Below are 20,028 nucleotides of genomic sequence, written 5' to 3'. Positions count from 1 at the left end.
ATGCGCTACGTGATGGACATGACACAATATCGCCTCACGCCGCTCGCCGCTTCGTTACCCTCGACCGTACCCTTTGTGGGGCCGGAAACACAGGAGCGTGCACAAGGCCGCAGATTTGCCGCACGGCTGGGGGCCAATGAAAGTGTCTTTGGTCCATCCCCCCGGGCAACAGAGGCGATGGCAGCTGCACAACAGTGGATGTACGGTGACCCAGAAAGCTTTGAACTGCGCAGTGCTTTAGCCGCACATCACTCTGTCACCCCCGAGCACATTATCGTAGGCGAAGGCATCGACGGGCTACTGGGGTATCTGGTTCGCCTGATGATTGCCCCGGGCGATCCGGTCATCACGTCGGAGGGGGCGTATCCCACGTTCAATTACCACGTCGCGGGTTATGGGGGTATTCTGCATAAAGTGCCTTATCTCGACGACCATGAAGATGTGGCAGCTTTGTTCAAGGAAGCTTCGGAGAAAGAAGCAAAGCTGGTCTATCTTGCCAACCCCGACAATCCTATGGGCAGTTGGCACACCGGAGAAAAGATTGCCAGCGCGCTTGATATGTTGCCGCAAGGCTGCCTTCTGATCCTGGATGAAGCCTATATTGAATGCGCCCCAGCCGAGGCCGCCCCTGCCCTGAATGCAGATGACCCGCGCCTTATCCGGATGCGGACCTTTTCCAAGGCGTATGGGTTGGCCGGGGCGCGGGTGGGATATGCCATCGGCACGCCCGATCTGATCGCGGCCTTTGGCAAGGTGCGCAACCATTTCGGAATGAACCGCGCCGCTCAGGCGGGGGCGCTGGCAGCGTTGCTTGACACCGGATGGCTTGCCCAGGTTCAGGAACGGATTGCAGCGGCGCGCGACCGGATCGCGCAAATTGCTGTACACAATGGCTTGTCACCCCTACCTTCGGCGGCGAATTTCGTAGCTGTTGACTGCGGGCGTGACGCTGCTTTTGCCAAGGCAGTGCTGGACGGATTGGTCGCACGCGGCATATTCGTTCGCATGCCCTTTGCCGCACCGCAAAACCGCTGCATTCGGGTAAGCTGCGGCACTCCGGCGGACCTGGACGCTTTTGCAGCCGCCCTACCCGACGCGCTTTCCGATGCCAAAATCGGGATGACACAAGCCTGATCCGGCATATGATTGCGAGGTCCCCCGTACCGGAGTGAACCGATGCGCCACACTGACCAAGGCAGATCTGCCCCAAATTACATCAGCGCCTGCGTCGTCATGTTTGGCGTGAATGTCCTGTGGGTGTTCATGTTGATTTGGGCAATATGGGGTCTTCCAGCTGTAATGCTTACGGGCTGGGCCGTTAGAATCGCAATAGACCGTATCGGCGCACGGCACCGGAATTAACCCCCGCCGATGACTTTGGCCGCGGCGTCGAGCGCACCTGCCCCACGCTTGATCCCAATTGCCGCCATCCCCGCTTCCATTCCCCCGAGAACCCCCATGATCATCTGGCCGTTGACGTGCCCCATGTGCCCGACGCGGAAGAATCCGTGGCTTGCGGCACTGCCCACAGGTGCCATTCCCAATCCTATGCCCAGGGTAAGGCCGATGTTCTCCTGGACCCAATCGCGCAACTGCGTCGCCTGAGGCGCATCCAGTCGCAGCGCCGTCACCGCGTGGCTGCGCAGCGCGGGGTCAGCGATATTGAGGGCAAGGCTCCCTTGGGTTCCCCACATTTCGCAAGCGGCCCAAACCGCCCTTGCCAGTGTCGCGTGCCGCGACCAGACGTTCTCGATACCCTCGGCGTTGATCATGTCCAGTGCTGCGCGCAAGCCATAGATGTGATGTGTTGGCGCGGTACCACAATGGTACTGGAAGAATTCAGCAGGGTTGGCCCGCGGGGTCCAGTCCCAAAACCGACTTACCCGGGGCATTGCGGCGCGCACGGCCGATGCGCGGTCATTGAAAAACACAAAACTCACGCCCGGCGGGACCATCAGCCCCTTTTGACAGGCGGTCACCATCACATCGACACCCCAGTGATCCATTTCAAATCGGTCACAGGCAAAAGACGCAATGCAGTCCACCATCAACAGCGCCGGGTGCCCGGCTGCGTCGAGTATCGCGCGTACCCCCGCCACGTCGTTCACGACCGAGGTCGACGTATCGACGTGAACCACCAAAATCGCCTTGATCTCATGGGCTGTATCGGCCCTGAGTCTCTGTGCAATGCGGTCAATATCCAACGCGCTTTGAAGCCCGAAATCCATGACCTCTACATCGGCCCCGAGGCCGGTTGCCGTGTCACCCCAACCAATGCCGAACCGACCTGTCGCTGGCACCAGCACCTTGTCACCTGGGGCAATCACATTGCTGAGTGCTGCTTCCCATGCGGCGTGACCGTTGCCAATATACATCGCCAACTGGTGGTCGGTTTTCGCGATGCGGCGCAAATCCTGCATCAGGGGCGGCATCATGTCGATCAGTTCACCGGCATATATGTTGGGCGCAGGACGGTGCATTGCGTTCAATACAGCCTCGGGCATCACCGACGGGCCCGGTATCGCAAGGTATCCGCGCCCTTGCGAAAGGTTGGGATGATGTGACATATGTGCGGGCCTTTCACGCAGAAAATTTAATGCAACTTATCCTGCCGCGGCGTGGCGTCAATCATGCAATCAACGTCGCTGTGCTTGTCCTACCCTGCCGGGCTGCGTAAACCCGTCGGGATGGATACCCTAACGGATGCTGCCCAAGTATGAGCGACGTGACCTATACCTCAAGCGAATTGCTGAAATGGCTTTGGCGTGATTACCTGCGCAAGCATATGGGCTTGCTGCTGATTGCCCTCGTCTTCATGGCGGTCGAAGGCGCGACCATGGGTGCCTTGGCCAAGCTCATGCAACCGATGTTCGATCAGGTCTTTGTGGCCGGTCAAGAAAACGCATTGATCTGGGTCGGGCTGGTGTTGGTCGGGATCTTTGTTCTGCGGGCGATCGCTGGCGTGGTCCAAAAGGTCTTGCTGACCCGCATAGCGCAGAAATCGGCCGCGGACATGCGTATTGATCTGCTAGATCGTATGATGATCCAGGACGGGGCCTTTCACCAGACACACCCGCCGGGTTTCCTGGTGCAGCGTGTGCAATCCGACGTAAACGCGATCGGGGCTGTCTGGCAGGCCGTCATCACCGGAACCGGGCGCGATTTTGTCGGGTTGATCGTCTTGCTGGGTGTTGCGGTGTCCATTGACCCGGTTTGGGCCTTGCTGGCCTGCATCGGGGTACCTTTGATGGTGATGCCCGCGGCATTGGCCCAGCGTTTCGTGCGCGCCCGCTCGCGCGAGGCCCGTGACCTTGGGGCGCACCTGTCTACCCGGCTTGATGAGGTTTTTCACGGTATCGTCCAGATTAAGCTGAATGCCTTGGAACGGTACCAGGCCCGCCAATACCGCGACCTGACCCGGACGTATGTACGCACCGAGGTCCGCGCATCATTCGGCAATTCGGCTTTGCCGGGATTGATAGATATCATGTCCGGAATCGGGTTCATGGCTGTGATCCTGTACGGAGGCTCCGAAATCATCGACGGCGAAAAGACCATCGGCCAGTTCATGACGTTTTTCACCGCAATGGGCTTCACCTTTAACCCGCTGCGCCGCTTGGGCGCTATCAGCGGCCTGTGGCAGACGGCCGCCGCAGCCCTGGAACGCATCAAAGAGCTGATGGATGCGCCGGTAAACCTCAAATCGCCCGAGCACCCTGTTGCCGCGCCGACGGCGGCGCCTGACATCGTGCTGGACGGCGTAAGTCTGTCGTATGGGGAAGCCTCGGTTCTCGACAGCTTGTCGCTTACTGCAACTGCGGGGCAGACAACTGCACTGGTCGGCGCGTCGGGCGCTGGCAAGTCAACCATATTCAACCTGTTGACGCGGCTGATTGACCCGCAAAAAGGCACCATTTCGATCGGGGGTGTAGAGCTCAAGGACATGGAGATTTCCGACCTGCGTGGGTTGTTTTCAGTGGTCACACAAGAGGCGCTGTTATTCGATGAAACCCTGCGCGAGAATATTGTTCTGGGCCGGGAAGACGTCAGTGACGACGAACTGCAAAAGGTACTTGAAGCTGCACATGTCGCGGATTTCCTGCCAAAGCTTGAACACGGGCTAGAGACCCGTGTCGGCCCGCGCGGGTCGGCCCTTTCGGGGGGCCAGCGTCAGCGTGTCGTGATCGCCCGAGCCTTGCTGCGCAATACGCCGATCTTGCTGTTGGACGAAGCAACAAGCGCCCTTGATGCGCAGTCAGAAAAGGTCGTTCAGCAAGCCTTGGATCGCTTGTCAAAAGGGCGCACCACCCTGGTCATCGCGCACCGGCTTTCCACCATCAGAGGGGCGGACAAGATTGTGGTCATGGACAGGGGCCGGGTGATGGACGAGGGTAAACACGACGAGCTTTTGGCGCGCGGCGGCATCTATGCCGACCTTTACCGACTACAGTTCGAAGATGGAAAAACCGTCTCGGACAGTCGCAACGTGAACGCGCTTCGTGCACTTCAGCCTGGGCTGAAACCGTCGGCCCCGAACATTTTCCAACGCTTGGGGCAACGCCTGTTCGGGTAAGGGCTAACGGCTCGTTTTCTCGCCTTGCTCACTTTGAATAATCCGCAGCCAGTTTGGCCGGTGTTGCGCCGGCCAGATAGCGTGTCAGCGTCCACAGGTTGCGTGCCCCTCGCTTGATCCAGCCGCTGCGCCGGTACCTGTCAGCCGAAGTCACCGCCGTAGCATCCAGACCAGTCAACTTACCTTTCAGCAGCAGAGCCAGTGCAACGTCCTCCATGAGGGGTTGGTCCGGATACCCGCCGATGGACCGATAAAGCGTTTGCGGGATCAACATCCCCTGATCGCCATATGGCAAACCCAACCTGCTTCGCGTGTTGGCCCACCCCGCGACAAACCTTGCCGGAAATCCGCCATGGTCAAAGCGCAGCTTGAACCACCCGGCTTGCTGACCCTCGAGGTGCGCGATCACCGGCTTGGTCCAGCCAGGTGCCAACTGCGTATCGGCATGCAACACCAGCAGCCAATCCGCCTGCGCCTTGGCGCAACCGCGTCGCAATTGCCCCCCCCGCGAGGCCGCCCCCTCAACCACCTGAGCGCCCCAGGCCTCCGCGAGCGCAAGCGTGGCATCCTGCGATCCTCCGTCTGTCACGATCAATTCACGGATCAGCCCGGCGTCCAACCCTTCCATCAATGCGGTCAAGCAATTGCTCAACCCCGCTTCGGCGTTCAGGGTCGGGATAACCACAGATATAGGTGCCCGCATGGTTGCCCCTTTCAGCTTCGTTATGGGGTGCTATATGTCATGGCAAAGATTAAAAGGACAAGCGATATGAATGACCGCCGCATCCTCAGAATAACGGGCCGCGATGCAACCGGTTTTCTGCAAGGTTTGATTACCAACGACATTCGCAAACTGGATCACGGGCCGATCTATGCCGCCATCCTGACGCCGCAAGGCAAGTTCATAACGGACTTTTTTCTATCCAAAGCCGATGATGCGATATTACTGGATGTGGGTGCGCCGTTTGCCGATAGCCTGGTACAGCGATTGACCATGTACAAACTTCGCGCCGACGTGACGATAGAGGCAACCTCGCTCTACCTGCATCGTGGCCTGGGCGACGCACCCGAAGACGGATATGCCGATCCGCGTGATCATCGTCTGGGCTGGCGGGCCTACCGTGATCAAGCCCAAGTCGATGACGACACCGATTGGGATGCCATGCGCGTGGCGTATCTGATACCCGAAAACGGGGTCGAGCTTGGCCCAGACAGCTTCATTCTCGAGATGGGATTCGAACGGTTGAACGGGGTCGATTTTCGCAAGGGCTGCTATGTCGGCCAAGAAGTGACCGCCCGCATGAAGCACAAAACCGAGCTTCGCAAAGGACTCGCCCAGGTCGAAGTCAGCGCGCCCGTTACATCGGGCACCGAGATCTCAGCCGATGGCAAACCCGCGGGCACAATCTTTACCCAATCTGGCAACCAAGCGTTGGCGTATTTGCGCTTTGACCGTGCCCGTGCGGCGATGCAGGCCGCGGATGCCACCGTTACGTTGATGACAGACGGCTGAACAGGCTGCGGGCGGCCCGGGGCTGGCTCGCGCCTAGTCGAGCCACCAATTTTCGATCTGCTCGGGGTTTATCTGCCCCTCAAGCCCGATGCCTACGACCTTGGTGCCCTGCGCCTGGCTGATCGGTTTGACGCTGACAGCGGGACCGACGCAATGCACCTCCCACCCGCGGCCCGAGGGGCCAGCCACAAAACCCTTGAACCGAAACAGCCCTGCGGGGCGGGTGTTGAGCTTGGCCAGCAATGCTTCATGGTCCAACTGAATTGGGCTTGAACTGCTCCAGGTGACATAGGGCGCGTGGGCCTGCCCCTTGACCATCGGGATGGACCGTGGTGCCCCCCCGAATAGCAACGGTGCCAGTGCATTTCGCTCTGCCAGGTCGACCACAGCCGCGCGGGACTGCACTCCCAAGCGCAATGTCAAAGCCGGGTCGGGGTGGTCCAGCTTGCTGATCAACACCAGGTCGGCGACGCTAGTCTGCCTCTCGATCTGCGCACCTATCAGAGGGTCAGCCACCAGTGACGCATAGGTTTGCCCATCCACGACAGTAGCGATGCCGCCGTAAACCAGATCCGGTTCGGCCATGGCGACTTGGGCGATACGGGCCGGGTCCGCTATGCCCGACGCTTCGATCACCAGATAATCGGGGCGCGTGTCGCGATCAAGCACATCGCCAATCGCCATATAGAGGTCGGCACCCATGGTGCAACACACGCACCCGTTGGTTAAGGTCATCGTATCATCGCCTGCCTCTGCCAGAAGGTCGGCATCAATATTGATCGCGCCGAAATCGTTGACCATCACCAACAACCGCAGCCCGTGTGGCTCGGATAACAGGCGATTGATCAAGGTTGTCTTGCCAGCGCCAAGATACCCCGAAACCACCGCCAACGGCAGACGCGGTTTCATAGCAGATGCACCCGTCCTCCAAAGACGGTTCCCAACACCGGCACGTCCTTGAGCGCCATCGGGTCAACCTTGGTCGGATCGTCACCCAATACCGTAAAGTCAGCGCGCTTGCCGGTCTGTATACTCCCGATTTCGCGGTCGAGCTTTAATGTATAGGCCGCCCCCAACGTGATCGCGAAAAGCGCCTCTTGCACGGTAATCTGCTGCGCATGACCCAATGTGCGCCCCGATGTCGTCTGGCGATTAACGGCGCACCACGCGGTAAACAGGGGTGCCATCGGCGTCACCGGCGCGTCCGAATGGATCGCGATATTCACACCCGCATCAATGGCGGACCGCGCACCGTCCATCCGTTCGGCACGGTCGACCCCAATGGTCATAGCGACATGTTGATCGCCAAAGTAATAGATGTGATTGGCGAATATATTGCAGCACAACCCCATATCGGCGGCACGCGTAAACAGGTCACGGCCCATCATCTGACAATGTTGCAGCACATGGCGATGGCCCATCCACGGATGTTTGCGCAAGGCAGCTTCGATCGCGTTCAGCGCCACTTCTGCGGCTTCGTCGCCATTGACATGGATGTGCATCTGAATGCCACGACTGTTCAGCTCTTCGACCAGTTGAAAGATCACCTCGGGCGGGGTGTTCCAGATGCCATTGGGCTGTCCGCCGACATACCCGGGAGATTTTATCCGCGCGGTCCAGCCCTGGATAGCACCGTCGGTCATCAGCTTGACTGCCCCCAGCCGAAGCTTGTCGGTGCTGCGCTTTGCCAAGGCCTCGGCCTTGTCGGCGATCGCCTTGGGCCCGGACATCGCGCCAAGCGCCGGCACGATGCGCAACGGATAGCTGTCTTCGCCAGTCACGCGCAGCATGGTTGCCACGTCCTCTTCCTCCATCTCGGAATACAGGTCGGTGACGGTGGTCACCCCTGCCCGTCGCGACACGTCGGCATAGGCACGGATCGACGTTTCCTTTTGGCTCAGCCCGCGAAAATCTATATTCAGACGTCGCATCACCGGAAACATTGCGGCCATTTCCTGCAATTCGCCTGTGGGCGTACCGTCTGGCCCCTTGATGACACCTTCGGCATTGGTTGTATGGTCAAAGCCCGCCATTTCAAGAGCGACCGAATTCACGCACATCAGATGGAGGTTCGAATAGAGTATGGCAATCGGCTTGGTCGTGCTGATCTGGTCCAGATGCTTCTTGCTCAACCTCTCTGTCTTCAGAAAGATCGGATCAAACCCCCACCCGACCAAAGGCGCGTCATCGTCCAGACCTTGCGCGTAATCGGAAAGCCCGCCAATCACCGCGTCGATGTCGGTCAGGCCTGGCCAAAGCTTGCCATCCGGATCGATCCGGTCGTGAAATCCGGCATAGGCATATTCCCACATCGCCCCCGCCATCATATGCGCATGGGCTTCGATGAAGCCTGGCATCAAAACGGCATCCTTCAAGCTGTCGTCATGGGTCACCGTACCCCATTGATCAGCACAGCGTGCATCACCCACCGCCAGAACCTCGCCGTTGCGCACGGCGACGTGGGTCGCCTCGGGCCGGTTTACATCCATGGTGATAATCTTTTTCGCAGAATAGACGACTATATCCGACATCATGCCCCCCTGAGTTTCCACCTAGCTATAACATTCCAAACTGGAAAAAATAGGCTGGTGTTCAAAGTTCGGTAAATACGCCGAGTGCGTTGGGATATCGAAATCGCCGGCGTGCCGAAAATCCCGGGGCGCGAAATCGAAAGGCAATGTTTCCAAGCACAAAGCGGCGTGAAGAATTGATGCATAAATGCAACAATCTAACCGTCAAAATTGGGGTTCTCACGAATCGGCGCTGTCAAGACGTCCTTCAAAAACGGAAAAAGCCCCGGATCGACCGGGGCTCTGCGATGCAGCGAAGGTATGACGTAACGTCAACGCTCAGGCTAGGCGCGCTCTGAATATTCCATTGTTTCAGTGTTGACGATGATATCTTCGTCAGGCCCGACAAACGGCGGCACCATTACCTTGACCCCGTTGTCCAGAATGGCCGGCTTGAAAGAATTCGCGGCTGTCTGGCCTTTCACAACAGGCTCGGTCTCAACGATCTTGCAGGTAACCTTTTGAGGCAATGAAGCGTTCAAGGCTTCATCCTCGTGATATTCAACAACCACCATCATTCCGTCCTGCAAGAACGGACGACGTTCGCCCAAAAGTTCGGCAGAAAGCTGAACCTGCTCATAGGTTTCTGTGTCCATGAGGACCAACATTCCTGCGTCTTCATACAGGAATTGTTGATCTTTCTGTACCAACCGTACCTTTTCAACCTTGTCGGCGCTGCGAAACCGTTCGTTCAATTTCGACCCGTTGCGCAGGTTACGCATTTCGACTTGGGCAAAGGCACCGCCCTTGCCGGGCTTTACGTGATCGACCTTAACAGCAGCCCACAAGCCGCCGTTATGTTCGAGAACATTTCCCGGCCTGATTTCATTCCCGTTAATCTTTGGCATGTATCCGCACCATAGCAATAAAGTTGAAGAAGAATTTGGGTGACCTATATGTGTTATAGCTGTCCCGCGCAAGGCAGCCCTACGATGCTGCGCTTGCGACATGGTATGCGAAATTTGCATAACTGTCATGCAATAAAGGTCTATCCGAATCGCACTCAATCCGTCATAAGGACCTCCACGCCTAAATGACAAGAGCAAGAATAATAGAAAGGACGACGAGATGAAAGATTTCGTTGATGGCACTGCCTTTAACAATGAACAAGGTAACCGTGCCCGCAAACTTTTCGCAGCAGTAGTTCTGGCTGCGTTGGATGACGCAATTGCCGATGACAAGAAATATGGCAATGGTCCAGAGCAGATTGCACGTTGGGCGCGTTCGCGCGATGGCCGCGAAGTGCTGAGCTGTGCCGGTATTGACCCCAATGAACGGGTTGTCTCCGGCCTGATGGATTTCGTTGGCAAAGGTGTTCGCACTTCCGTGGCCCTGTCACGCGAAGAATCCGAGCGTCGTCATGCTGCTCAGCAAGCGGAAGCTGCATAAGCGCTACTGAGTTGATTTCAAAAAAAGCGCGCTCTTTCGAGCGCGTTTTTTTTGCGCGATGGATGCAGTACGCCAATGCTTTAACTGCTATTTCAGCTCGGAAAAACAGCCTCAACCGCAACGTATCAAAACAACTTTACGAGGTCACTGAATATTGGGTCAGTTTCGCCCTACGGCTGGCCGTTCGCCTGTGATCCGTCCACGGGGCATAACAGCCAGAACGGATCGTTCTGGACAAAAACAATAATCAAACCGTCTTTGAAAACGCGATATGCCTATTCCAGATCCTGTGATGTAAGCGCACGGTGGATTTCGCGCCGAACCAGCTTTCGGACGTTACGGGTGATACGTTCACCCAACGCGCCCTGCAGTTCCGTGCGGACGATTTCACTGACCAGATCACGCAGCATTTCTTCGTCGAAATATTCGTCACCACCCAGGCCAAGGCCGGTTTCCTGTTCGGTTTCCAGAGGATCAACCGGATCGGTCTTCTGGGCGACTTCATCTTCGATGTTGCCGGTCAGGTCTTCGCTTGCAAAATCCATTTCGCTCAGCGGGTCATCGGCAATGTCATCGGAAGCGGAATGGTTCGCACCCGAAGAGAATGTCGCCGCAGCGTCGAGCGGATCTTCATCCAGCACTGTAGATAAACGCGCGCCGGTTGCGTCCAGTTCGACGTCATCTTCCCACGCCATCGCGGGGGCATCGCTGCCCGAGTAATCATCGTCACCAGGTTCGTCAGGGTCGTAGGTTTCGGGAATTCGACTGATAGCAGATTCCAAGGCGGCAATCTTGGCGCTCAGGCGATCCGGCGTCGGCGGCACGTCTTCAACCAGTTCCGATGCGCCGAGATCCAAAATTCCCGGTGGACGCGCCGAAAACCGGAAGGCGGAAAGATTAGACTGAAGGTGTTGGGTTTTCTCTTCATCGATGTTGGCAGGTTTCAGACCCGCGTCAACATCTTGAGGGCGTTGCTCGTGATCGTCCGCGATCAGGTCCAGATCTTCAAATTCTTCAGCGAGCGAAAGCGACGGGGCCGGCTTGAAAGATTTTTCAAGCTTGTCGGGATGACGGACGTCGGATTGGTCGGGGGAAGACCCTAGCCGGCCGTTATCGTCATGCGCATCCGCAGACCGAGCCGACCTAGCGGCGGCATCACGCGGCGACGCGCCCACCCTTCCCGACGATGCGTCCCCCGCCCCACTTGGGGGCTGCATCGGCTTGCGCTGTGACCGGAATGAATCCGATGCCGGTGCATCACCGGCTACGCGAAACGAAGGTGTCAGTACCAGCCTATCATCCTTGGTCACATCCAACCGTTTGCGATTGATGGGATGCCGGTCTTCAGACACCAACCGGCGAATTGAAGAAAGAACATCCTCGACCTCTGAATTGGACACTGGATCAGACATAAATAACCACCATTCACTGCTTGCGTGCAAGTCTAACCCGAGGCTTTCATTCAGACAATGGGGACGTGAAAATTGTCAGTCTTTTTGCAGCGCCCGCAACACACGGTCCAATTTCTTCCCTTCTTTCGAGTACTTGGCAGGCCCGTCCTTGACCAGATTATAATAGGCCGCCGGGTCGTAAATTTGCACCGGTAGCTTCAGGGCCTGTGCGGTCAGCTGGCCCGTTGCGGACAAAACCGAATAGGCCGCGACATAAAGCTGTGTCTGTGCTGTAACCACGGAAGAACGCGCTTCGTTCAAGGACTGTTCCGCACCCAACACTTCCAACGTCGTACGCGCACCCAATGACGCCTCTTCCCGGATCCCCTGAAAGGCGACCTGCGCGGCTCTGACTTGACGTTGCGATGCGTCGATCTGAGCGCGGGCAGAGGACAAGACTGCATAGGCATCACTGACCGCCCGCTCGACATTGTCCACGGTCACGAACAGGTTGCCTCGCTGGGCATCTCGCTGCGCTCTGTTCTTACGCACCCCGGCAGACAATGCACCACCTTGGTAAATGGTCTGGCCGAATTGAATGCCGACGCTGGCGTTATTGCTTGAGGCATCGGATCCAAAGGTCTCGGTCAATCCGTACGAACCTTGCACAGAGACTTGCGGCTTCATACGGGCTTCGCTGCTGCGGATCAGCAATTCAGCCGCGGCAACCTGATGCTGCACAGTAAGGATATCGGGATGGCGACGAACGGCCCCTGCTTTGGCTGCGGCTACATTGCTCTCGATGGTCGGCAGGCGTGGTGGAGGGCTAAGCTGGCCCGGATCGCGACCAATGGCGACCTTGTAATAGGCCTTGGCGCTCATCAAATCACCCTGCGACCCCGCCAAGCGGCTGCGCGCCGACGCCAACTGCGCTTCAGCAAGGGAAACGTCGGTACGCGTAACTTCACCGACTTCGAACCGATCGCGGGCGGCGCGCAATTCCTGCGTTAGCACCCGCACATTGTTTTCGCTGATCGACATCAGCTGCTGGGCTTGTATCACCCCCATGTAGGCATCAACCGCACGCAAAAGCACCTGCTGTTCCACGCTGACCAAGCTTTGACGCGTCGCAAGAACTGTTTCCTTGGCGGCTTCGACCGAATATTGCGTCGCGCCGAAATCATAGACCAACAGCGATGCAATCAGATTGACCGACGTAGAAAGCGAGTTGGTCGAGCTCTTGGTCCCTGCCGGAATGAAAGTCGAACCCGCGCTTACCGATCGACCGATCGCTTTGTTCAGGTTGCCGGTCCATTGCACCACCGGCTTAAGCGAGGACTTTGCAATAGCGACGTCTTCGTCCGCGGCGCGCAGTACCGCGCGATTTTGGTCCAACAAGCCCGAATAGTTATATGCCCCGACCAAAGCGTCAGCGAGTGTCTCGGCAGATACAGGAGATAGAAAGCCCAAGCTGAGACAGGACGCGGCAACGAAAGTTCGGAAATTCCGCTTGGTAGGTAATACTGTCATAAAAACCCCGTAGGTGGATCACACCGTATGCGTTGCCTGTTGCAACTGTATTGAAACTATAGCTGAAAAGCTTTCTCGCGGGTAAAGCCCTCAAGTATCGGCGCACCAGCATTGAATGCGGGACGCCAGCTTATTGCGTTGTCGCGCTTGTATCCCAGACGAACTTCGCCCAACGGACCATCCATAAAGATGCAGGCGATGCGACCGCCATCCTTAAGCTGGGCTAACAAATCATCAGGCAGCAAATCCACGCCGCCTTCAACGATAATGACATCATAAAGCCCGTGTTTCGGAGCACCTTCGGCAAGGGGACCGTGATGCACGATGACGTTATCGATATCCGAAGCGATGATGGTTTCTTGCGCGTCTTTCGCCATTTGTTCGTCGACCTCGACGCCGACGACCACTTGGGCCATATGCGCGATGACGGCGGATGAATAACCATAGGCGCAGCCCACGTCCAATACCAGCTCATCGCCATTGATCGCCAGCGCATCCAGCATTTTTGCCAAAGTCCGGGGTTCAAGCATAATCCGACCTTCGCCGAGTTCAAGATTTTCCCCAAGATAAGCCGCTTCGCGCTTTGCGACTGGAACATAATTTTCGCGCGCCACCTTTAGCATCGCGTCTATGATCGGGAATTTTGTGACATCCGACGGGCGCACTTGGGTATCAACCATCATCCTGCGCCTGGCTGTGAAATCAGTCATTATCTAAACACCTTCGTTCAGTTGTCTGCGACGTTGAAATGCCACATCGTAGTATGCCTAGCAATAGTCGGTTGGGACGTTCACGCAAATGTATGTTATCCCTCGCAGAATCCGGGCTAAGTTGTAGGTGTTGCGTGACCTTATCAACCCAGCAGCAGGGGAATTTACTTTTTCTCTCGACTATGTTGCCCGAAAGTCCGGTTAACGAACAGCTTTCGCGCCCATGAATTTCATCAAATAGAAAGTATATCCACATGACAAGGATTGTCATCGCCCCAAAGGGGCCAACGAGCGCCATGTGCTTTTACAGTTTCAACCCTATCACCGCGTGATCAAGGCGCATTGATTGTCTCTGGAAATACTGGAGGCGAGTAGGAGAATCGAACTCCTGTACACGGATTTGCAATCCGCTGCGTAACCACTCCGCCAACTCGCCTCTATCACGTGACCGCGATAGGCGCACACCGATCAAAGCCCGTGTGCGTTTCGGCTTATCCCGATTTTTACAGGGATTGTCTAGTCCAGTTTGTGACATTTGGGCGGCTTTATTTTCGCGCCCTCGCCCTGCCTCGCCTACAGCGAAATGACCGGTCTGTCGGCGTTTTCGGGCGCGTCGAGCTGAAGATGGTGATCTTCCAGGATCAAAATATTCTCGGAACCGATAATTGCGCTTTTCGTCTTGTAGCCAATTACGTCCTCGATCTCCATCTCGGGATTTCGTGCCATCAAGATGGTTTCCTCGGACGAAAAGTTGGTCAAACCCCGGGCAAGCTCGTCTCCGCCTTCGTCATAGACATGCAGGACGTCACCCTTGGAGAACTCGCCCTGGATCGAGACAAGATCGCTGCGCAGCAGGCCGCGTTCCTTCCTGGAAATCGGACCCACGGCCGCGTTTGAAACCACCAACGTGCCCGCGACCTGCAAACGGTTGCTTAGCCAGATCATCAAAGGCGACGCCGCCTTACCGGTCGCCAAACAACGGGTGTGACGGCGTTCGCGGTTCAGGACGGACGAAACCGGACGGTCAATGATGCCCTCGGCGATGATCGTTTCAACCCCGGCGTTCTGTGCCATATTGGCAGCAAGCATCTTGGTCAACATCCCACCGGAACCCAGCTCACTGATGCTTTTGGTGGATTCCAGATGCTCGGTCACATCTTCGATCTCGTCGATGAACTGCGCACCCTCTTCGGATGGATCGCGATCATACAGCCCTTCCACGCTGGTGAGGATAATCAGGTGGTCTGCTTCGACCATCTGCGCGACCTTGGCGGACAGGCGGTCATTGTCACCCACCTTGAGATCGCGAGTGGCGACTGAATCATTCTCGTTGATGATCGGCAGGATGTCATTTTCGAACAGACGCAGCATGGTATTCTTGATGTTAAGAAAACGCCGGCGTTCCTCCATGTCTTCAACGGTCACCAGCATCTGCGCGACTTCCACGCCGAATTCCGATGCGACCTGACGATAGGCATTCATCAAAAGCGGCTGACCACAGGCGGCGGCAGCCTGTTTGTCAAGCAAACCCGCATCTTCGGGGCGCTTTCCGATCATGTTCAAACCAAGTGCCACGGACCCCGAAGAAGTCAGGATGATTTCGCAGCCTTCGCTTTGCAAATCGGCCAGATCGGACATCAGCCCGTTCATAAAGGCATACCGCAAGGTAAGTTTCTCTTCGTTCGCCAAGAGGCTCGACCCAATTTTGACAACGATACGTTTCTTTTTGGACACGACGATTGGTGCTCCGTTTTTTGTTCAATTTCAACACTGGCGCACTTTCGGCTGTTAATGCCGCAGCGCAGAAAAAAGTGTGATTCGAGGGTGTATAACACGTGGACAAGACCGGATTGCAACCGGCTAACCGATTGCGTGCCGGTTCCTGCCAACCGATCAGCGTGTTTGAAGCATTGCCAATGCTTCGCGAATGTCGTCCGGTATCGCAGTCGGGCGATGCCCTTTTCGTTCGACATAAACGTGAACGAAAAAGCCTTCCGCCGACGCATGTTCCTCGTCATTGCGAAACAGCCCCAGTTCCATCCGAACTGAGCTTTTGCCCAAATGCGCGACCCTTAACCCTGCCGTGACTCGATCGGGAAACTGCATTTCACCAAAGTAACGGCATCCGGTCTCTACCACGAGCCCAAATGCAGGGCTCGTCAGCGGATCAAGCAACCCGCGTTCAATCAGCCACCCGTTCACCGCCGTATCAAACAGCGCATAATGCACGACGTTGTTCATATGACCGTAGGTGTCGTTATCGTTCCACCGGGTTTGCAGGGGATAGAACTCGGCAAAGTCGGCGCGGTTCGGGGCGGTGGGACGGTCTGCCATTACCAGGCAGCCGTATAGATCATGCGGGCGTCGTCTTGGGTCACCTCCCGCGGGTTGTTCACCAGCAAACGTGACTGCAGCATCGCGTCGGCGGCCATTTTGTCGATTGCGTTCTTCGGGATATCAACGTCACGCAACCGCGTTTGCAGCCCCACCCTTGTTGATAGATCGGCTAACGCATCGATAAATGCCGCGGTGCGCGCCTGGGTACCCTCCAGGTCGGCAAGATGCGGGAAAGCGTCACCTGCGATTTCCGCATAAAGCGAACCGGCGTCGGGCGCATTGAACCGCAGCACATGCGGCAGCACCAGCGCATTGGAAAGCCCATGCGGAATATGAAACGTGCCGCCGATCGGATAGGCCAGCGCATGAACCGCCGCGACAGGCGAATTAGCAAACGCCTGCCCCGCCAACATCGACCCCAACAGCATGGCCCCGCGCGCCTCGATATTCGATCCATCGGCAATGACGGCTTCGATATTGGCCCCCAGAAGCCGCAGCGCCTCGCGGGCGAGCAGCTTGGAGATTGGATTGCTGTTCGCGTTTTTCGACGCGTATGCCTCGATCGCGTGTACCATTGCGTCGATTCCGGTTGCCGCGGTGATGTGCGCAGGCAAACCCAACGTCAATCCGGCGTCCAAAATCGCCATATCGGGCAAGATGACCGGTGACGATACCCCGCGTTTTTCCTCGGCACCCACGGTGATGATCGACACCGGTGTCACCTCTGAACCGGTTCCCGCGGTCGTGGGGATCAGGACCAGCGGCAGACGCGGACCCTTTGCTTGGCCCACCCCCCACGCGCTATCCAGGTCCGCGTCAGACCCCAGCAAGAGCGCCGCAAGTTTTGCCACGTCCTGAGAGGAACCACCGCCAAATCCGACGACGCTGGTCACCCCCGCCGTTTTCCCTGTTTCGACGGCCTTCATCAATGTTTCGCGTGAGGGGTCCGCTTCGACCTCATCAAAGATAACGACCCGATGACCAGCGGCCTCCAAGCTCGAAACAGTCGCGTCAACAAGCCCGAGCTTGCGAAGCCCCGCGTCCGTCACCAGCAAGCAGTCGGTTCCCAGCAGGTCCCCGGCCAGATCAGGCAGGCGCTGTGCTGCTCCATTTTCGAAAACGACAGATTTCGTAGTGTTAAAGATAAATGGAGACACAATAAAAGCCTTTCATGAGACAATTGAGCCTTGGGAAACCGTGCAAGGCAACTCCCATTAAAGGCAATTCCAAGCCTGTCGCCTAGTGTTAATCTGGTTTTTGCGCAGACGCTTTGGGGGCCCTGAGGGCGCACGCCTGATCTGCCCCCTGCGTCAAGGACGCACTGCCAAGCGACGCGTGCAGACGACCAAAGAGGGGCTTTAGGCTGCTTCAGTTTGGCTCATCCGGTGGAAACAGCAAAAAGGTTCTATAAAGATAATTATGACCATTTTATTACGGGAAATTCGAGCCAAAATGCATCAATAGTACAATCAATATTAAGACCACAACCGAGTGACGTAGAATTATCCACTTCGGAATTAGTTATTAAAAAACATATTTTTAACAGGCTATTCTCATCCATGAAGGTTGTTGCCGACACGATGTGATAATTTCAACGCTTCAGGGCAGTTTTCGCGCTTCGGTCGGTTGATGACGCAGGTAATCCATCACCGCCGCCCGCACCGATTGGTCGCCCCGTTCCCGAGAAGCATAGATGACGTCGCGGACTTCCCCAAGATCCGATCGGCGCAGTAGGTTTTTGACCGGCCCGATCGATGCGGGGCGCATGGAAAATGATGTCATACCGATCGCCGCAAAACATAATGCTTCGACCGGACGGCCGGCATCCTCACCACAAAAAGACAGCGGCGTTCCTGTTTCGCGACACCGCTCGACGATACCTTCAAGGAAGGTCAGAAAGCTCGCGTTCAGCGTATCATAGCGACGCCGTACCAATTCATTCTCGCGATCAGCCGCAAAGAAAAACTGTTTGAGGTCATTCCCACCGATGGACAGAAATTCGACCTCTTCAAAAAACTTTTTCGGCGCGAATGCCAAAGAGGGAGTTTCAAGCATTGCACCGACTTCGATCCGCGAGGGAAGGACATGCCCCAACCGCTTTTCCGTCGCCAGTGTCTTGTCCATCTCCAGCTTTGCGGCACGATATTCTTCAAACTGCGCCACAAAGGGAAACATCACAGACAACGGACGCCCATTCGCGGCGCGGATCAGCGCCTGCAACTGCATTCGCATGATGCCCGGCTTGTCCAGACCTACTCGGATCGCGCGCCACCCCAGGGCCGGGTTCGGTTCATCGTTGGGCTTCATGTAGGGCAGCACTTTGTCCGAACCGATATCAAGGGTCCGAAACACCACGCGTTTGCCGTTGGCGGCATCCAGCACGCGACTGTAAAGCGCGGACAGCTCGGACCGTTTCGGCATCTGGCTCCGGACCAGGAATTGCAGCTCAGTCCGAAACAACCCCACCCCTTCGGCACCCGACCCTTCAAGCGATGGCAGGTCGGCCATCAACCCGGCGTTCATGTGCAACCCAATAATGGTACCGCACTTGGTTTCAGCGGCCTTGTCACGAATGGAAGCATATCGTTCCTGTGCCTCGGCCTGCATGGCGATCTTATCGCGGAAAGCCGCTGCAACTGTCTCGTCCGGCCGCAGGTGCACGACGCCCTGTTCCCCGTCTACCATGATCCGATCACCGTTCAACGCATCGTTGGTGATCCGAGACGCATGTACAATCAAAGGTATCGCCAAAGCCCGCGCGACGATAGCGGCGTGACTTCCAACTGAACCGCCTTCAAGCACAATCCCACGCAAGGATCGGCCATATTCCAACAATTCAGCAGGCCCGATGTTTCTAGCTACCAAAATCGGGTTAGGCGGCATCTCCGCACCGGTATCGGCCCCTTGTCCGGTCAGGATTCTCAGCAACCGGTTGCTGAGATCATCCAGATCGGACAGTCGTTCACGCAGATAGGCATCGCTTGCTTGGCCCATACGTGCACGCGCATGCGATTGCTCTTTCTCGACAGCGGCCTCCGCTGACAGGCCCCGGCTGATGTCCTCCTCCATCCGGCGCAACCAACCTTTTGAATTGGCAAACATCCGATAGGCTTCCAGGACTTGTTGCTGATCCTTGTCCCCGCCTGCCATAGACATCATCTGGTCGACGCTGACGCGCAGCTGATCTACAGCCTCGTTCAGCCTTTCGGTTTCGCGCACCGGGTCGTCTGCCACCGGGTTCGAGACGACAACGCGCGGTTCGTGCAGCCATACATGGCCTTCGGCAACACCTTCCTGGCCTACCGTTCCCCGCACCAGAACCGGCTGACTGTGACGCGCGGACATGGCCGCACCTTCGCCGACAAAGGCACCCAGTTCGGCCATTTCAGCCAACACCATCGCGACGACTTCAAGAGCGTATACTTCGTCGGATGAAAATTCGCGCGCCGCCCTGGATTGCACCACAAGCACGCCGAGAGTTTCACCGAGCCTCTGCACCGGAATACCCAGAAAGCTCGAATATAGCTCCTCACCGGTTTCCGGCATGAACCGAAACCCAGGTGCCTGAGGCGCGTTAGGCGTGTTAATGATACGTTTGCGCTTAGCGACACGTCCAACAAGGCCTTCGCCCATTTTCATGCGCGTTTCGTGCACCGCGTCCGCCTTCAGACCTTCGGTGGCGCACAACTCCAACGTGTCTTCATCGCGAAAAAGATAGATAGAGCAAACTTCACAGCCCATCGACGTGGCAATCAAGTGGGTGATCTTATCAAGGCGGGCCTGGCCTGCATCGTCGCTGGCCATTGCATCGCGCAAACGGCCCAGCAGCTTGCGACTTTCTGTCTCGATACCATCACCCATGCAAAAAATCTCCCCCAGCCAAGACGAACTTAGACCACAGGCTTCAACCGAATGAAACGCTGATCTGGTCGTTTTCTATCACCAGACACGGTTTACAGAAAAGAAGCTTTTCCACCTTCGCGGGAGATGCACAGAGTTTGTGCACCTGCCTGCA

At 56.9% G+C, this 20,028-nt stretch carries 16 protein-coding genes and 1 tRNA gene; 4 read left to right on the top strand and 13 right to left on the bottom strand.

The genetic code is table 11. The annotated features are described in order from the left end of the window. The first annotated feature begins 18 nt into the window (after positions 1 to 18). Positions 19 to 1,134: a pyridoxal phosphate-dependent aminotransferase gene (locus AC13DE_RS13250; RefSeq protein WP_483048101.1), complete on the top strand. Its 1,116-nt coding sequence runs from the start codon at positions 19 to 21 to the stop codon at positions 1,132 to 1,134. A gap of 224 nt (positions 1,135 to 1,358) precedes the next feature. Here the strand turns inward: AC13DE_RS13250 and AC13DE_RS13245 are convergent, their stop codons facing one another. Then, on the bottom strand, positions 1,359 to 2,567 hold the full coding sequence (locus AC13DE_RS13245) for a pyridoxal-phosphate-dependent aminotransferase family protein (protein ID WP_483048078.1): 1,209 nt from the start codon (positions 2,565 to 2,567) through the stop codon (positions 1,359 to 1,361). 149 nt (positions 2,568 to 2,716) lie between these two features. On the opposite strand from AC13DE_RS13245, the gene AC13DE_RS13240 reads away from it, so the two are divergent. After that, positions 2,717 to 4,573 carry an ABC transporter ATP-binding protein gene (locus AC13DE_RS13240; RefSeq protein WP_483048077.1) on the top strand — a complete coding sequence of 619 codons (1,857 nt, stop codon included), beginning with the start codon at positions 2,717 to 2,719 and terminating at the stop codon, positions 4,571 to 4,573. A 28-nt stretch (positions 4,574 to 4,601) separates the two neighbouring features. On the opposite strand, the gene AC13DE_RS13235 is transcribed toward AC13DE_RS13240, so the two are convergent. After that, the gene (locus tag AC13DE_RS13235; protein ID WP_446314456.1) at positions 4,602 to 5,276 is read right to left on the bottom strand and encodes a TIGR04283 family arsenosugar biosynthesis glycosyltransferase; all 675 of its coding nucleotides are present in this window, start codon (positions 5,274 to 5,276) and stop codon (positions 4,602 to 4,604) included. Between the two features lie 66 nt (positions 5,277 to 5,342). On the opposite strand from AC13DE_RS13235, the gene ygfZ reads away from it, so the two are divergent. Continuing rightward, complete coding sequence (gene ygfZ / locus AC13DE_RS13230) at positions 5,343 to 6,086, top strand: CAF17-like 4Fe-4S cluster assembly/insertion protein YgfZ (RefSeq protein WP_483048076.1); 744 nt, start codon at positions 5,343 to 5,345, stop codon at positions 6,084 to 6,086. 33 nt (positions 6,087 to 6,119) lie between these two features. Here the strand turns inward: ygfZ and AC13DE_RS13225 are convergent, their stop codons facing one another. From AC13DE_RS13225 to efp, 3 genes are all read right to left on the bottom strand, one after another. Next, positions 6,120 to 6,995: a CobW family GTP-binding protein gene (locus AC13DE_RS13225; RefSeq protein WP_483048075.1), complete on the bottom strand. Its 876-nt coding sequence runs from the start codon at positions 6,993 to 6,995 to the stop codon at positions 6,120 to 6,122. After that, positions 6,992 to 8,620, bottom strand: a complete 1,629-nt coding sequence (locus tag AC13DE_RS13220) for an amidohydrolase (RefSeq protein ID WP_483048074.1) — start codon at positions 8,618 to 8,620, stop codon at positions 6,992 to 6,994. Before AC13DE_RS13220 ends, AC13DE_RS13225 begins: the two co-directional genes overlap by 4 nt. 320 nt (positions 8,621 to 8,940) lie before the next feature. After that, on the bottom strand, positions 8,941 to 9,504 hold the full coding sequence (efp, locus tag AC13DE_RS13215) for an elongation factor P (protein ID WP_446295494.1): 564 nt from the start codon (positions 9,502 to 9,504) through the stop codon (positions 8,941 to 8,943). 220 nt (positions 9,505 to 9,724) lie between these two features. On the opposite strand from efp, the gene AC13DE_RS13210 reads away from it, so the two are divergent. Beyond that, positions 9,725 to 10,045 (top strand): DUF6280 family protein, encoded by a 321-nt coding sequence (locus AC13DE_RS13210; RefSeq protein WP_093915679.1) that lies wholly within the window; start codon positions 9,725 to 9,727, stop codon positions 10,043 to 10,045. A gap of 275 nt (positions 10,046 to 10,320) precedes the next feature. Here AC13DE_RS13210 and AC13DE_RS13205 read toward each other — a convergent pair whose 3' ends face one another. The 8 genes from AC13DE_RS13205 to ptsP all read right to left on the bottom strand — a co-directional run bounded on the left by AC13DE_RS13205 (position 10,321) and on the right by ptsP (position 19,874). Beyond that, positions 10,321 to 11,457 (bottom strand): hypothetical protein, encoded by a 1,137-nt coding sequence (locus tag AC13DE_RS13205; protein WP_483048073.1) that lies wholly within the window; start codon positions 11,455 to 11,457, stop codon positions 10,321 to 10,323. Positions 11,458 to 11,532: 75 nt separating this feature from the next. Then, positions 11,533 to 12,966 (bottom strand): TolC family outer membrane protein, encoded by a 1,434-nt coding sequence (locus AC13DE_RS13200; protein WP_483048072.1) that lies wholly within the window; start codon positions 12,964 to 12,966, stop codon positions 11,533 to 11,535. Between the two features lie 56 nt (positions 12,967 to 13,022). Beyond that, complete coding sequence (locus AC13DE_RS13195; protein WP_483048071.1) at positions 13,023 to 13,676, bottom strand: protein-L-isoaspartate O-methyltransferase family protein; 654 nt, start codon at positions 13,674 to 13,676, stop codon at positions 13,023 to 13,025. Between the two features lie 362 nt (positions 13,677 to 14,038). Beyond that, positions 14,039 to 14,112: transfer RNA gene (locus AC13DE_RS13190), tRNA-Cys, on the bottom strand. Between the two features lie 137 nt (positions 14,113 to 14,249). Further along, on the bottom strand, positions 14,250 to 15,410 hold the full coding sequence (gene proB / locus AC13DE_RS13185; RefSeq protein ID WP_446295028.1) for a glutamate 5-kinase: 1,161 nt from the start codon (positions 15,408 to 15,410) through the stop codon (positions 14,250 to 14,252). A gap of 159 nt (positions 15,411 to 15,569) precedes the next feature. Continuing rightward, positions 15,570 to 16,010, bottom strand: coding sequence for an acyl-CoA thioesterase (locus AC13DE_RS13180; protein WP_446295027.1), 441 nt, complete (start codon positions 16,008 to 16,010; stop codon positions 15,570 to 15,572). Next, positions 16,010 to 17,170 (bottom strand): iron-containing alcohol dehydrogenase, encoded by a 1,161-nt coding sequence (locus AC13DE_RS13175; RefSeq protein ID WP_483048070.1) that lies wholly within the window; start codon positions 17,168 to 17,170, stop codon positions 16,010 to 16,012. Before AC13DE_RS13175 ends, AC13DE_RS13180 begins: the two co-directional genes overlap by 1 nt. Before the next feature lie 442 nt (positions 17,171 to 17,612). Further along, the gene (gene ptsP / locus AC13DE_RS13170) at positions 17,613 to 19,874 is read right to left on the bottom strand and encodes a phosphoenolpyruvate--protein phosphotransferase (protein ID WP_483048069.1); all 2,262 of its coding nucleotides are present in this window, start codon (positions 19,872 to 19,874) and stop codon (positions 17,613 to 17,615) included. Positions 19,875 to 20,028 lie beyond the last annotated feature (154 nt).

Source organism: Sulfitobacter sp. L-8 (assembly GCF_056859255.1).
The sequence above is the reverse complement of the archived record's forward strand: the minus strand, read 5'-3'. Positions and strand labels throughout refer to the sequence as shown.

Coding starts and splice junctions, on each gene's coding strand:
- ptsP (WP_483048069.1), bottom strand. CDS start 19,874: ATGGGTGATGGTATCGAGACAGAAAGTCGCAAGCTGCTGGGCCGTTTG.
- AC13DE_RS13235 (WP_446314456.1), bottom strand. CDS start 5,276: ATGCGGGCACCTATATCTGTGGTTATCCCGACCCTGAACGCCGAAGCG.
- AC13DE_RS13200 (WP_483048072.1), bottom strand. CDS start 12,966: ATGACAGTATTACCTACCAAGCGGAATTTCCGAACTTTCGTTGCCGCG.
- AC13DE_RS13220 (WP_483048074.1), bottom strand. CDS start 8,620: ATGATGTCGGATATAGTCGTCTATTCTGCGAAAAAGATTATCACCATG.
- AC13DE_RS13195 (WP_483048071.1), bottom strand. CDS start 13,676: ATGACTGATTTCACAGCCAGGCGCAGGATGATGGTTGATACCCAAGTG.
- AC13DE_RS13205 (WP_483048073.1), bottom strand. CDS start 11,457: ATGTCTGATCCAGTGTCCAATTCAGAGGTCGAGGATGTTCTTTCTTCA.
- AC13DE_RS13210 (WP_093915679.1), top strand. CDS start 9,725: ATGAAAGATTTCGTTGATGGCACTGCCTTTAACAATGAACAAGGTAAC.
- AC13DE_RS13245 (WP_483048078.1), bottom strand. CDS start 2,567: ATGTCACATCATCCCAACCTTTCGCAAGGGCGCGGATACCTTGCGATA.
- AC13DE_RS13240 (WP_483048077.1), top strand. CDS start 2,717: ATGAGCGACGTGACCTATACCTCAAGCGAATTGCTGAAATGGCTTTGG.
- AC13DE_RS13250 (WP_483048101.1), top strand. CDS start 19: ATGACACAATATCGCCTCACGCCGCTCGCCGCTTCGTTACCCTCGACC.
- efp (WP_446295494.1), bottom strand. CDS start 9,504: ATGCCAAAGATTAACGGGAATGAAATCAGGCCGGGAAATGTTCTCGAA.
- ygfZ (WP_483048076.1), top strand. CDS start 5,343: ATGAATGACCGCCGCATCCTCAGAATAACGGGCCGCGATGCAACCGGT.
- AC13DE_RS13225 (WP_483048075.1), bottom strand. CDS start 6,995: ATGAAACCGCGTCTGCCGTTGGCGGTGGTTTCGGGGTATCTTGGCGCT.
- AC13DE_RS13180 (WP_446295027.1), bottom strand. CDS start 16,010: ATGGCAGACCGTCCCACCGCCCCGAACCGCGCCGACTTTGCCGAGTTC.